General features: G+C 61.6%; 10 protein-coding genes and 4 tRNA genes. 8 read left to right on the forward strand and 6 right to left on the reverse strand.

Translation table 11 applies throughout. The annotated features are described in order from the left end of the window. Positions 1 to 20: 20 nt before the first annotated feature. Positions 21 to 833 carry an alpha/beta fold hydrolase gene (locus ACP7CJ_RS04385; protein WP_426099387.1) on the reverse strand — a complete coding sequence of 271 codons (813 nt, stop codon included), beginning with the start codon at positions 831 to 833 and terminating at the stop codon, positions 21 to 23. A 117-nt stretch (positions 834 to 950) separates the two neighbouring features. Further along, positions 951 to 1721 carry a hypothetical protein gene (locus tag ACP7CJ_RS04390; RefSeq protein ID WP_276197263.1) on the reverse strand — a complete coding sequence of 257 codons (771 nt, stop codon included), beginning with the start codon at positions 1719 to 1721 and terminating at the stop codon, positions 951 to 953. 357 nt (positions 1722 to 2078) lie between these two features. Between ACP7CJ_RS04390 and ACP7CJ_RS04395 the strand changes: the two genes are divergently transcribed. From ACP7CJ_RS04395 to ACP7CJ_RS04410, 4 genes are all read left to right on the forward strand, one after another. Continuing rightward, positions 2079 to 2154: transfer RNA gene (locus ACP7CJ_RS04395), tRNA-Glu, on the forward strand. 2 nt (positions 2155 to 2156) lie between these two features. Continuing rightward, positions 2157 to 2232 (forward strand) — tRNA-Gly (locus ACP7CJ_RS04400). A gap of 104 nt (positions 2233 to 2336) precedes the next feature. Further along, positions 2337 to 2412: transfer RNA gene (locus tag ACP7CJ_RS04405), tRNA-Glu, on the forward strand. Positions 2413 to 2415: 3 nt separating this feature from the next. Then, a tRNA-Gly gene (locus tag ACP7CJ_RS04410) sits at positions 2416 to 2491 on the forward strand. Positions 2492 to 2785: 294 nt separating this feature from the next. Here the strand turns inward: ACP7CJ_RS04410 and ACP7CJ_RS04415 are convergent. Then, positions 2786 to 4408: an acyl-CoA synthetase gene (locus ACP7CJ_RS04415; RefSeq protein WP_247398764.1), complete on the reverse strand. Its 1623-nt coding sequence runs from the start codon at positions 4406 to 4408 to the stop codon at positions 2786 to 2788. A gap of 261 nt (positions 4409 to 4669) precedes the next feature. Here ACP7CJ_RS04415 and ACP7CJ_RS04420 point away from each other — a divergent pair, with 261 nt between their 5' ends. Both ACP7CJ_RS04420 and ACP7CJ_RS04425 read left to right on the forward strand, forming a co-directional pair. After that, entirely contained in the window at positions 4670 to 6169 is a 1500-nt protein-coding gene (locus tag ACP7CJ_RS04420) for a PAS domain-containing sensor histidine kinase (protein ID WP_276197264.1), read from the forward strand. Between the two features lie 16 nt (positions 6170 to 6185). Further along, positions 6186 to 6821, forward strand: coding sequence for a response regulator transcription factor (locus ACP7CJ_RS04425; RefSeq protein ID WP_276197265.1), 636 nt, complete (start codon positions 6186 to 6188; stop codon positions 6819 to 6821). Between the two features lie 6 nt (positions 6822 to 6827). On the opposite strand, the gene ACP7CJ_RS04430 is transcribed toward ACP7CJ_RS04425, so the two are convergent. After that, positions 6828 to 7442: a TetR/AcrR family transcriptional regulator gene (locus ACP7CJ_RS04430; protein WP_247398758.1), complete on the reverse strand. Its 615-nt coding sequence runs from the start codon at positions 7440 to 7442 to the stop codon at positions 6828 to 6830. Continuing rightward, positions 7435 to 8286: a 3-hydroxybutyryl-CoA dehydrogenase gene (locus ACP7CJ_RS04435; RefSeq protein WP_426099386.1), complete on the reverse strand. Its 852-nt coding sequence runs from the start codon at positions 8284 to 8286 to the stop codon at positions 7435 to 7437. The genes ACP7CJ_RS04430 and ACP7CJ_RS04435 overlap by 8 nt, the downstream gene beginning before the upstream one ends. A gap of 161 nt (positions 8287 to 8447) precedes the next feature. On the opposite strand from ACP7CJ_RS04435, the gene ACP7CJ_RS04440 reads away from it, so the two are divergent. Continuing rightward, the gene (locus ACP7CJ_RS04440) at positions 8448 to 9494 is read left to right on the forward strand and encodes an AraC family transcriptional regulator ligand-binding domain-containing protein (protein ID WP_426099385.1); all 1047 of its coding nucleotides are present in this window, start codon (positions 8448 to 8450) and stop codon (positions 9492 to 9494) included. A 1-nt stretch (position 9495) separates the two neighbouring features. On the opposite strand, the gene ACP7CJ_RS04445 is transcribed toward ACP7CJ_RS04440, so the two are convergent. Next, entirely contained in the window at positions 9496 to 10515 is a 1020-nt protein-coding gene (locus ACP7CJ_RS04445; RefSeq protein WP_276197269.1) for an AraC family transcriptional regulator, read from the reverse strand. A 259-nt stretch (positions 10516 to 10774) separates the two neighbouring features. Here ACP7CJ_RS04445 and ACP7CJ_RS04450 point away from each other — a divergent pair, with 259 nt between their 5' ends. Further along, positions 10775 to 12553, forward strand: coding sequence for an acyl-CoA dehydrogenase (locus tag ACP7CJ_RS04450; RefSeq protein WP_426099384.1), 1779 nt, complete (start codon positions 10775 to 10777; stop codon positions 12551 to 12553). Positions 12554 to 12563: the final 10 nt, after the last annotated feature.

Raw genomic sequence — 12563 nt, forward strand, 5'->3', positions numbered from 1 at the left:
ATCAAAGGGCTGGCGGGCGATCAGGCATGGTTGGCGAGGAAGGTCAGCAGCGCTTCATTGACGAAGTCCGGGTTCTCGCGACTGGAGATATGCCCGGCGTCGGGAATCAGGCTCAGGCTGCAGCCGATCAGGCTGGCCATCTGCTCGGACTCGGCGGGCGGGCGCGGTGTGTCCTGTTCGCCGCACAGCACCAGGGTGGTGTCGGCGTCCAGGCGTGACAACTGCTCCAATACATCTTCACGGCTGAAGATCAGCCGGCCCAGGGGCACGATGCTGTCTAGCAGGCGCGCCGCGGGGTAGTCCTGCAAGACCTTGCGGAAATTTTGGTACAGCGCCGATTCGCGGTCGATGCCCGGGCGGAAAAAGATCGGCGCGACCACATCCAGCAGCGGCTCCGGGATAGCGCCGGCGTCTTCAATCATCTTGAACAGCGAGAAGTAGTGCTGGCGCGTGGCCTCGGGCTCGGCGCCGAGGTAGGTGTCCATCAGCACCAGGCTGTTGACCCGCTCGGGTGCCCGCAGGGCCAGGCGCGCGCTCCACATGCCGCCGACCGACAAGCCCACCAGGTTGACCCGGGTAATGTGCAACTGGTCGAGCAGTGCCAGGGCCTGGCGCGCCAGGTCGTCCAGGGATCGCGTGTGTGTCGGCAGCGGCCCGGACTCGCCATGGCCCCAGAGCTCGGGGACGATCACACGATACTGGTGCGACAGCGCTTCGATCTGCGGTGCCCACATGTCTCGGTCCCACAGGTAACTCGAACCCAGCAGGACGACCGGGCCGCAGCCCTGGTCAACATAGTGCAACGGTTGTCCATTAATCACGGCGACAGGCATAACAGGCCTCCAACTTCACGAAGTGAGGGACACTTTTGTACGCGAGTCGACGGCCAGCGGATAGGTACTAAATGATGGCATGTGGCGAGGGAGGGCTCGCCACATGGGGAGGGAGGGTCAGTCGTAGATGACTTTTTTCTTCCACTCGGCGTCGGTTTCGGCGACTTTCAGGCCTTCGGTCAGTTCGTTGACTTCGTCTTCCGCAGGCTTGCTGTTGGTCAGCACCGTAGAGTTGGCGCGCACCAATTGACTCTCCAGCAGTTGCAGTTGCTCTCTGTAGAGCGCGGGCTCGGGCTGCTTGCGCAAGTACTGCACGCCGCGCTCGAAGGCCAGGCGCGCCTGGCCAGGCTGGTTCTGTTGCAGGGCATGCTGGCCGAGGTTGTTGAAGAACTCGATGTGCAGCAGTACCAGGATGTGGCGAATTTCCCTGATCCAGTGCTTGGCTTCATTGGTCGGTAGGAAACCGTCCTGGGCGGCGCGGGTGACTTGGCCGTGCAGGGCTTCCAGCAGGAACCGCACGTCCTTGGCCTTGGCTTCGGTCTGGATCGGGCCGGGCGGGTTGTTGATCGGGATCGATTCGCCTTGGGCCACCAGCGCATTCAGTTCGGCGATCCGCGCCTTGAGCGGTGCGCTGGTCTTGTTGAGGTGCAACAAGCGTTGGTTGACGTTGAGCTCCAGGCGGGTCAACAGCAGCTTGAGCGCAGGCGTCATCAACTGGCCAGGGAAGGTCTCGGTGATCTCACCACAGCGACGCAGCCGGTCATTAAGCTCGATCACGGTGCGTTGCTTTTCCAGTTTGTTGTTTTCCACCGCGTGGTTCATGTAGCCAATGGCGATCAGTATTACGATCCCGGCTATTACCAGCAGGGTGATCATGAGTGGTGTCACCGGTGTGACCTCTTTATAGGGTTTGCTGTTAAGTGTAGTGACTGAGGCATCTGTCGGATAGGACTGTTCGACCAGTTGCCCAGGTAGTTTCTTCTATATACGTAAGCATTCCCTGCGTAGATGCACAATGCCATCAGTTGCTGGATGAACTATAGCGTCTTGTCGGGCGCCAGAATATAGGCGTCAAGGCGCGGACATGCAGAATGCCCGCAAGGGCCGGAAAACGGGGGCGAAGTCATTGATTTAAATAAATTTATCCTTGGGGGTTGACGACCTTTCAATCCATCCATAGAATGCGCGCCACTTACAGCGTAAAGCACACAGCGAAACGCGGTAGGGAGTGAATGTTGTACGTGTGTCCCCTTCGTCTAGTGGCCTAGGACACCGCCCTTTCACGGCGGTAACAGGGGTTCGAGTCCCCTAGGGGACGCCAATGCGGGAATAGCTCAGTTGGTAGAGCACGACCTTGCCAAGGTCGGGGTCGCGAGTTCGAGTCTCGTTTCCCGCTCCATTTTTAAGCAGTGTTGCCCTCGGGCGGCATTGAGTGAAACCAGGACCAAGTCTTCGGACAAGGCCCCTGGGCACTGAAATACACACCATGTGTTTCAGTAGCGTGTCCCCTTCGTCTAGTGGCCTAGGACACCGCCCTTTCACGGCGGTAACAGGGGTTCGAGTCCCCTAGGGGACGCCATTTGCGGGAATAGCTCAGTTGGTAGAGCACGACCTTGCCAAGGTCGGGGTCGCGAGTTCGAGTCTCGTTTCCCGCTCCAATTTTTGATTCGCAGTGTCCATTGGGACTCGGGGTCAGCGAAAAAAAGACGCTTCGGCGTCTTTTTTCGTTTCTGCGATAAATATTGCGTCTCGGTGCGAGCCAGTGCGCCTGATGCTTGCTTGATCTTCTCGGGCTATCCGGCGCGCCTCAACGACGCCGCCCCAAAAAACAATGCCCTCCATAAAGGAGGGCATCGGTTTGAGGCTGGCTGCACAACCCTATCAACTAGCGTCCATGTCGTTCAATCAGACACGACCGTGTATGCGCAGCGTTCGGGCTTGGTGAAAGAGCCCTAGAGCTTTTTCGCCATGTCACGCAGCAAAAACTTCTGGATCTTACCGGTCGAAGTCTTCGGTAGCTGAGTGAAAACCACCGTGCGCGGCACCTTGAAGCCTGCCAGGTGTTCGCGGCAGAAGCCGATGATGTCGGCTTCGCGGATGTTCTGGTGGTCGGCCTTGAGGGTGACAAAGGCGCACGGCGTTTCACCCCATTTTTCGTCGGGGCGGGCGACGACGGCGGCTTCCAGGATTGCCGGGTGCCGGTACAGCACACCTTCAAGTTCGATGGTGGAGATGTTCTCGCCGCCGGAGATGATGATGTCCTTGAGCCGGTCGCGGATTTCGACATAGCCGTCGGGATGGGTCACCGCCAGGTCGCCGGTGTGGAACCAGCCGCCTTCGAACGCTTCAGCCGTCGCCGTCGGGTTCTTCAGGTAGCCCTTCATCACCGTATTGCCCCGCATGAAAATCTCGCCGATGGTGTGGCCATCATGGGGGGTGGGTTCGAGGGTTTTCGGGTCGGCGACCATCACGCCTTCCAGGGTCGGGTAGCGCACGCCCTGGCGAGCCTTGATCTGCGCACGTTCGTCCAGGGGCAGTGCATCCCATTCCGAGTGCCAGGCGCACAGGGTCACAGGGCCATACACTTCGGTCAGGCCGTAGACGTGGATCACCTTGATGCCCATTTCTTCCACGGCGCCGATGACCTTGGCGGGTGGCGCCGCGCCGGCGACCATGGCGTTCACCGGGTGGTCGATGGTGGCCTTGGCCGAGTCGGGCATGTTCACCAGGGCGTTGAGCACAATCGGCGCACCGCACAAGTGAGTGACCTGGTGCTCGCGGATCAGGTTGAGGATTTTCTGTGGGTCGACGCGGCGCAGAAACACATGGACCCCGGCCAGGGCCGTGATGATCCACGGGTAGCACCAGCCGTTGCAGTGGAACATCGGCAGCGTCCACAGGTACACGGGGTGGTTGCCGATCGCCCAGATCATTTGGTTGCCCAGGGAATTCAGGTAGGCGCCGCGGTGGTGGTAGACCACGCCCTTGGGGTTGCCGGTCGTGCCTGAGGTGTAGTTCAGCGAGATGGCCTGCCATTCATCTTCAGGCCACTGCCAGGCGAAGTCCGGATCGCCCTCGGCGAGAAACGCCTCGTAGTCCAGGTCGCTGACGGGCTGGCCTTCGCCGTATTCCGGGTCATCGACGTCGATGACCAGGGGCGGATGGTCAAGCATGCCGATGGCTGCATGCACCACATCGTGGAACTCACGGTCGGCGATCAATACCTTGGCTTCGCCGTGCGCGAGCATGAAGGCGATGGCCTCGGCATCCAGGCGCACGTTGAGCGCATTGAGTACTGCGCCAATCATCGGCACGCCAAAATGCACTTCGAGCATGGCCGGGATGTTGGGCAGCATGACGGCCACGGTGTCGTTTTTGCCGATCCCGCGACCGGCCAGGGCCGAGGCCAGACGCCGGCAACGGCTGTAGGTTTGCGCCCAGGTGGCGCGTATCGATCCGTGGATCACGGCAGGGTAATCGGGATAGACGCTGGCAGTGCGCTCAATGAAGCTTAAAGGCGAAAGAGCAATGTGATTAACGCTAGTCGGCTCGAGGCCTTGGTCGAAAATGGACATGGTGCGGATACCCGGTGGCTGATTATTAGCTCTATTGTTCGAGACGCTGGTAACGGCAGTTAAGCTGACGGTGCCGGCCTTGAGGCTTTATCGTTGGCGCGCCGGTCCCTGCGGGAAAAGCGCAATGACTTCTCCGGCGGCTTTTATATACTGTTCGTGCGGATATATGGAAGTACTACCTGTGTTGTATAGTATATGTACTATATCTTGCTTAAACGCTTCCGCTGACCTCGACGTCGTCCTCCCTGTATAGGTTTCAAGATGATCGGCAATTCCGTGCGCTTACCAAGCGGCTCGCCGCTGCTCGGGCATGACCCGCAGCCGAGTCTGCTGCTGGATGCCCAGGCTCGGCCGCTGGAGCTCAACGCGGCGCTGCAGGCGTTGCTTGAGCAGTTGTCCCTGGCCGATTGTGTGAGCCTGTTGCCGGTCAATTGCTTGCCGCTGGTGCAGGCGTGCCTGGGGCAGCAGCGGGCGATCGAAAACGTCGAGGCGCAGTTCGCCGAGCGCATTCTGGTGTGGACGTTTATTCCTGACCCTGGCGAAAACCGCGTGCTGGCGCGTTGCCGGGAGGCCAGCGCGCAGATTGTCGCCGAGCGCGAATCCACCAAGGCCCGGCGCCTGTATCGGCTGATCATCGAAAACACCACCGACCTGATTTCCCGGCACACCCCGGATGGCGGTTTTCTCGATGCCTCGCCGGCTTCCTGGGCGTTGTTGGGCTACTGGCCGGAGGAATTGCGCGGGACCCTGGCACAACGCCTGTTCCATCGGCAGGGCTTGGCGGGGTTGGTGCGGCGTGCCTGGGAGGGCCTGGAGCAGGACGGTTATTACACCATGACCTATCGCATCCGCCATCGCGAGGGCCATTACCTGTGGTTCGAAACCGCCTGCCGGGCGATCCGCGAGACCTACACCGGCGCGGTGGTGGAGGTGGTCAGCGTGTCCCGCGACATTACCGCCAGGGTCCAGGCCGAGGAAACCACCCTGACCGAGCGCAAGTTGCGCGAGGCCCAGCAGCGTCATCACCAGGACGAACTGGCGCACACTGCGCGCCTGGTGACCCTGGGCGAGCTGGCGTCGGGTATCGCCCATGAAATGAATCAGCCGCTGGCGGCGGTGGTTAACTACGCCAATGCCAGCCAGCGTTATCTGGCTGCCCTGGGCAGCGATTCGCCGGCGGCCGAGCGAGTGGCTCAAGGCCTGGAGCGGATCTCGGTGCATGCCAATCACGCCGCGCAAGTGATCAAGCGCTTGCGTGCGTTTCTGCGCAAGGGACGCAGGCGCATGGAGGCGCTGAACCCCGGCGAGGTGGCCCGCGAAGCCGTCCGCCTGTGTGCCTGGGAGGCCAGCGATTGTCAGGTGACGATCGAGGATCGCTTGCCGGATAATCTGCCGCTGATTTACGCCGACCGGGTGCTGCTGGAGCAGGTGCTGCTGAACCTGCTGCGCAATGCCATTGATGCGAATCGTGAAGCCCATCCCGGCCAGCCTTCGCTCATCGTCATGAGTGCGCTGGCACAACGTGACGGGTGGGTGCAAATCGACGTGAGCGATCAGGGCCCCGGTGTCTCGCCGGCGCAGTTGGAGCAGATATTTACCCCGTTCTATACCAGCAAGGCCAATGGCCTGGGCCTGGGCTTGTCCATGAGCCGCAGCATCATCGAAGGCTTCGGTGGCGAGTTGCAGGCCGAGCCGATGCCGGTCGGGCTGCAAATGTGCTGCCGCTTGCCCGCACTCGCCCAGAGCGGTGCCCCACAATAAGAAGAGGAATCAAGCGATGGTGAGCGTGACGGAACAGGTGGTGTATGTGGTGGATGACGACCAGGGGATGCTCGATTCGACCGTCTGGTTGCTGGAGTCGGTGGGCCTCAAGGCGCTGCCGTTTACCAGTGGCCGCGAGTTTCTCGACGCCTGCGACAGCCGCCTCAACGCCTGCGTGCTGCTGGATGTGCGCATGCCGGGGATGGGCGGCCTGAATGTGCAGGAGCACATGCGCAGCCGCGACCTGCACCTGCCGGTGATTTTCGTCAGCGGCCACGCCGATGTGCCGATTGTGGTCCGCGCGTTCAAGGCCGGGGCGCATGACTTTATCGAAAAACCCTACAACGAGCAGTTGCTGCTCGACAGTGTCCTGCAGGCCCTGAGCAAGGCCGATCATCGCCAGAGCCTCGGTGAAGGACCGGCGCGGGTGCAGGCGCGGCTGCAGCAACTCACGCCACGCGAGCGTGATGTACTACTCCCGCTGGTGAAGGGTTATACCAATCGGGAAATTGCCGAGCAGTTGGGCGTCAGCGTCAAGACCATCGACCTGTATCGCGCGCGGGTCATGAAGCGCATGGCGGCCAGCCATTTGCCGGAGCTGGTGGGCATGGCGATTGCCGCCGGCCTGGTGGACCCCCTGCAATTGCGCTGATCGGCCTCATGCCACGGCAATCTGCAGGCTTGGGCGGTCGCCGGCCCGCGTTGCCAGTACGCGCTCGATGGCGCCGGTCAGTAGGTTTTCCAGTAACTCGGTGCGTTCTGCATCATCCAGCGTCTGCCCGGCCAGCCAGCTCGGCGCATTGTTCAGCAGCGTGGCGATGGCGTGGCCGGCCGCTTGCAGGGCATGGACACTCAGCCGCCGCGGTCGCCCGAGCATTTGCAGCAGTCGATGCTCGTATTGTTCGCGCAACTGCCGGACCCGCAGTTGCTGGTCCTCCGTGAGGCAGCCGCAATCGCGCTCCACCAGGCGGAAATGCCACGGCATCTCTTGATGCAAATTCAGGTGGGCATGAATCAGCCGTTGCAGATTGTCCTGGCGTGAGCGCGGCCGTTGCTCGACGCGCCCCAGGGTGGTCAGCAGTTCTTCGTAGAACTCTTCGATCCAATCCAGCAGCAGATGCTGCTTGCTGGGGTAGTGGTGGTACAGCGAGCCCGGGGTCAACCCCAGGCTGCTGGCCAGCTCGCGCATGCCGACTTGACCGAAGCCTTTGCTGGCAAGCAACTCCAGGGCCTTGTTGCGGTGTTCGCACAAGCGCGAGCGATACTCAGCCATAGGTGTGGAAGCCGCGCCCGGTCTTGCGCCCCAGGTAACCGGCGGCCACCATTTCCTTGAGCAGCGACGCGCTGCGGTATTTGCTGTCCTGGAAGCCCTCATAGAACGCCTCGAGGATCGCCAGCAAGGTGTCCAGGCCGATCAGGTCGGCCAGGGCCAGCGGGCCGATAGGCTGGTTGCAACCCAGGCACATGCCGGCGTCGATGTCTTCGGCGCTGGCCAGGCCTTCCTGGAACACCAGGATCGCTTCGTTGATCATCGGCACCAGAATCCGGTTGACCACAAAACCTGGGCGGTTGCCGGCGGTGATCGCGGTTTTGCCCAGGTGCTGTGCCAGCTTAATGGCCTGGGCGTGGGTCTTATCGCTGGTCTGCAGGCCACGAATCACTTCGATCAGGCCCATCACCGGCACCGGGTTGAAAAAATGCAGGCCGATAAAGCGCTCGGGGGCGTTAACGCCCGCCGCCAGTTCAGTGATGGACAGCGAAGACGTATTGGAGGCAATCACGCACTGCTCATCGACGTGAGCGGCGATCTGTTGCAGCACGCGCCGTTTCAGGTCGAGGTTTTCCGTGGCCGCCTCGATGACCCATTGGGCATTTGCCAGGCTGGTGTAGTCGGTGCTGGTGCGGATCTTGTCCAGGGCCGTATGCTTCTGGGGTTCGCTGAGGATGCCCTTGCTGACTTGGCGATCGAGGTTCTTGCTCACGGTGGCCAGGGCTTTTTCCAGGGCGCCGGCGGAGATGTCCAGCAAGGTCACGTTGATGCCGGCCACGGCGCAGATCTGGGCGATGCCGTTACCCATGGTGCCCGCGCCGATCACGCCGATATTCTGCAGATTCATCGTCAGTCTCTCTTCAAATGTGCGCTGCCGTTGCACGGCAGACATGCCTTGCAATACGGTCTATTGGGCGAGAGTCTAGGGCCCGGCAGTGGGGCGGCCTATGCCGAAACCTGTCAGTTGTATTGGCGTTTATTACCATGTGTACGCGACAGGAACTCAGAATGAAGCCCACGCGGGAAAAGGATTCGGTTGCCGTCTACTTCGTGCAGGTCATGATCCATGCGCTGCGCGATCAGCCGCAGCGGCTGGCCGCCGTGCTGTGCGAAGCGGGCATCGCGCCGGCGCTGCTGACCCAGCCCGAGGCCCGGGTGCCGGCCAGCGCGTTTGCGGCGTTATGGTTGATTCAGATTCGTGAGTTGAACGATGAGTTCTTCCGCCTGGATTCCCATGGCATGCCGCCGGGCAGTTTTGCCCTGATCTGCCGTGGCCTGATCCAGGAGCCGAACCTGGGCAAAGCGCTCCCCCAGTGCCTGGCCAGTTTCGCCCTGTTCCTGCGCGACTTTCGCGGCAGCCTCAGCGTGCATGGCAAGCGTGCGGTACTCCGCCTGGAAGTCGGCGGCGGCGATGAGGACACACGGCGTTACGGTGAGGAAACCTTTCTGGTGCTGATGATCAGCCTGCTGTGCTGGCTGGGTGGACGCCGCGTGCCGATCGATCGCGCCGACTTTCGCCACGCGCGTGCGCCGCTCAGCGACGATCAGTTGCTGTGGGGCTACAACCTGACGTTTGGTGCGGCCCGCACCGAAATCGAATTCGCCAGCAGCTACCTGCGTCTGGCCGTGGTGCAGGACTTGGCGTCGCTCAAGGTATTTCTGCGCAGCGCGCCGCAATGGCTGGTGATCCGGTTTCGCAACCAGGACGGCGTGGCGACCCAGGTCTATCAACGCCTGCGTGGCAGCCACTACAGCCAGTGGCCTGCGCTGGAGGACTTGGCCGTGGACTTGCACATGAGCTCCAGCACCTTGCGCCGGCGTCTGGAGCGTGAAGGTTGCTCGTTTCAGGAGATCAAGGACGAAGTGCGCCGCAGCCTGGCGCTGGAACTGCTCTGTCAGACGCGGGCGGGCATCGGTGAAATCGCCGCGCAATGCGGTTTTCAGGAGCCCAGCGCGTTCCATCGTGCGTTCAAGAAGTGGACCGGCGAAAGCCCTGGGCGTTACCGCGAGCGGGTCCAGGGCAAAGTGTCTCGGCCTGCGCGCCTGGGCGCTTGAGTCATTTGCGGTTGAGCGCTGCGTCGCGGTAAGTCCTGGGTAACTCGCCGGTCCATTGGCGGAAGGCCCGGGTGAACGCCGACGGGTCTGAGAACCCCAGCTGTTGCGACGTCTGGTTGATCGACATCGACGTCTGGCTCAAGTAATGAATGGCCATGTCGCGGCGTACCCCGTCCTTGAGTTTCTGAAACTTGCTGCCTTCGGCCAAGAGCTTGCGCCGCAGTGTTCTTTCCGTCAGGTGCAGCTCGCTGGCGGTGCTCTGGATGGTGGCCTTGGCGAGATCGTCGACGTTCTCCAGGTGGTCCAGCACCCGCCGCGTGTAAACCGGGTAATAGGCGGGACGGGTGAACCAGTCCACCGGCGCTCGCTGCAGGTGATAGGCCAGGGTTTCTGCGGTTTGCACCAGCGGCGCGGTGAGAATCCCGGCGTCGAACACCAGGCAAGTCTCGGGTTGGTCAAAATGCGCGGGGCACGGAAACATCAAGCGGTATTCCGCTGAATGGGCGGGCTCGGGATGATCGAACGTCACCCGCTTGAGCGTGATCCGCTGGCCAATCAGCCAGCTTGGGAACCGATGCCAGAGCAACAGTAAAAACCCCCTCAGCAGGTAGCCGGCGTCCAGGCTCGGGTCACTCAAAGCCATTGAAAACAGGGCCTCATCACCGACGACTTTCAGCTCCAGATGCAGGGAGTCGTTCATCACGTTGTAGAAATGGCTGAGCTTGTAATACACCGAATGCAGGTTATGCGAGTGGATCACTTGCTTGGCCATTATCGCGAAGCAGCCCTTCGGACAGCGCTGTGAACCCGCGCCGAAAAACTCGTCATCACTCAAGCGCCACACGGCCTGCATCAAGCGACTGAACTGGTCGGGGGTGATGCGCAGGTGCAGGTTATCCAGGCGCTTTCGGCTGATGCCGGCTTCCTTGAGCAAGACGTCTTCGTCCAGCGCGAGGCGGCGTGCGGCCGTCATCAGGATGTGGGCGAAGTACATGGAAATGGAATAGCGCTCGATGCCCATCGTTCAGCAGTCCGGCAGCAGGGCAGGCTAGTTTAGCCAAAAGTGGCTGTCCGTTTATGTCTGTTTTTAGACTGATTTGGTAATTGCCACCCAGGGTTGGATCGGAGGAAGCTGAATAGAGCTATGCGCTGCGGGCTCCGTCCCTGCTTGCGACCGTCCCAGGTTTTTTGAGTAGTGGCCGTTTTGGTTAATTACTCAGCTTGGTGGAGTGGGCGAAGGGTGTAGCGGCCTGTTTAACAAGTGAATGAGGAAAATAACAATGAGTGGTTATGCCCATCCGTACCGCGACACCGAATTTGTGCTGGAGGCGTTGGTCGGATTTGAGCAGTTGTGCGCGAGCGCCCAGCTTCAGGATGTCAACAGCGAACTGGTCAGCGCCATCTTGAGCGAGGCAGGCCGCTTGGGTTCCGGCGTGCTGGCGCCGCTCAACCGGGTCGGTGATACCCAAGGTACGCACTTGGGGGAACAGGGCGTGCAAGAAGCACCGGGTTTTGCCGAGGCGTATCGGCAATTCCAGGAAGGCGGCTGGCCCTCGTTGACCGCTGCAGAACAACACGGCGGGCAGAACCTGCCGAACGTGATCGGCACGGCCGTCAATGAAATCTGGCACTCAGCCAATATGGCATTCGCCTTGTGCCCTATGTTGACCCAGGGCGCCATCGAAGCCATCGCCCATCACGGCTCGGCCGAACTGCAAGCCGCCTACCTGGAAAAACTGGTGAGTGGCGAGTGGACCGGGACGATGAACCTGACCGAGTCGGATGCCGGCTCCGATCTGGCGGCCATCAAGAGCCGCGCCGTGCCCCAGGGCGACCACTATCTGATCACTGGCCAGAAGATTTTCATCACCTGGGGCGATCACCAGATGACCGACAACGTCGTGCATTTGGTCCTGGCGCGCCTGCCGGATGCGCCGAGGGGCGTCAAAGGCATTTCGCTGTTCGTGGTGCCCAAGTTCCTGCTCGATGCCCAAGGCCAGCCGGGCGTGCGCAATCGCGTGCAGTGCCTCTCCCTGGAACACAAATTGGGCATTCATGGCAGCCCGACCTGCGTGATGAATTTCGGCGACCCCGAGGGGGCGGTCGGGTATCTGCTCGGCGAGCCGCACACGGGCCTGACCTGCATGTTCACCATGATGAACCACGCCCGTCAGAGTGTTGGCCTGCAGGGTTTGTCGATTGCCGAGCGCGCTTACCAGCAGGCCCGTCAATACGCCAAAGAGCGTCTGCAGGGCACGCGCAAGGACGGCAGCCGTTTCTCGATCATCCGCTTTCCCGATGTGCGCCGGATGCTGTTGCAGATGAAAGCGTCCATCGAAGCGATGCGCGCGTTGTCGCTGGTGGCCGCCGCTGAAGTCGACCGTGCCGCGCATGCGCCCACGCCGGAGCTTGCGCACCATCATCAGGGGCGGGTCGATGTGTTCACCCCGATCGTCAAGGGCTGGTTGACCGAACTGGCCCAGGAAGTCACCTCTCTGGGCGTGCAAATCCACGGTGGTATGGGCTTCATCGAAGAGACCGGCGCGGCGCAGCATTATCGCGATGCGCGCATCCTGACCATCTATGAAGGCACCACCGGCATTCAGGCGCTTGACCTGGTGGGGCGCAAGACCCTGCTGAACCAAGGCGCGTTACTCAACAGCCTGCTCGAGGAGATGGATCAAACCGTCGAGCAACTGCGTCACATCGACGCCCTCGACTATCAGGCAGTGGCGTTGGCCGCCGCGCTTGGCGCCGGGCGCGAGGCCTTGTCGCGGTTACTCGACAACGCCAAGCACGATGCGGATTGGGCCGGCAGCGTCAGCGTCAACTTCCTGATGCTCTTCGGCTACCTGTCGGGCGGCTGGCTCATGGCGCGTTCTGCCCTGCAGGCGCACGCCCAGCTGCAAGCCGGCACGGGCGATGCGGCCTTCCTCAAGACCAAAGGCGTCAGCGCACGCTTCTACGCAGAGCAATTGTTGCCACGGGTACACGCGTTGTTGGCGGCGATCAGCGCTGGGAGCGCGAGCATCATGGCGTTGGATGAAGAGCAGTTCTGACACCGCGTTG

The organism is Pseudomonas sp. PSPC3-2, from assembly GCF_049897085.1.
Taxonomy (GTDB): domain Bacteria; phylum Pseudomonadota; class Gammaproteobacteria; order Pseudomonadales; family Pseudomonadaceae; genus Aquipseudomonas; species Aquipseudomonas paraveronii.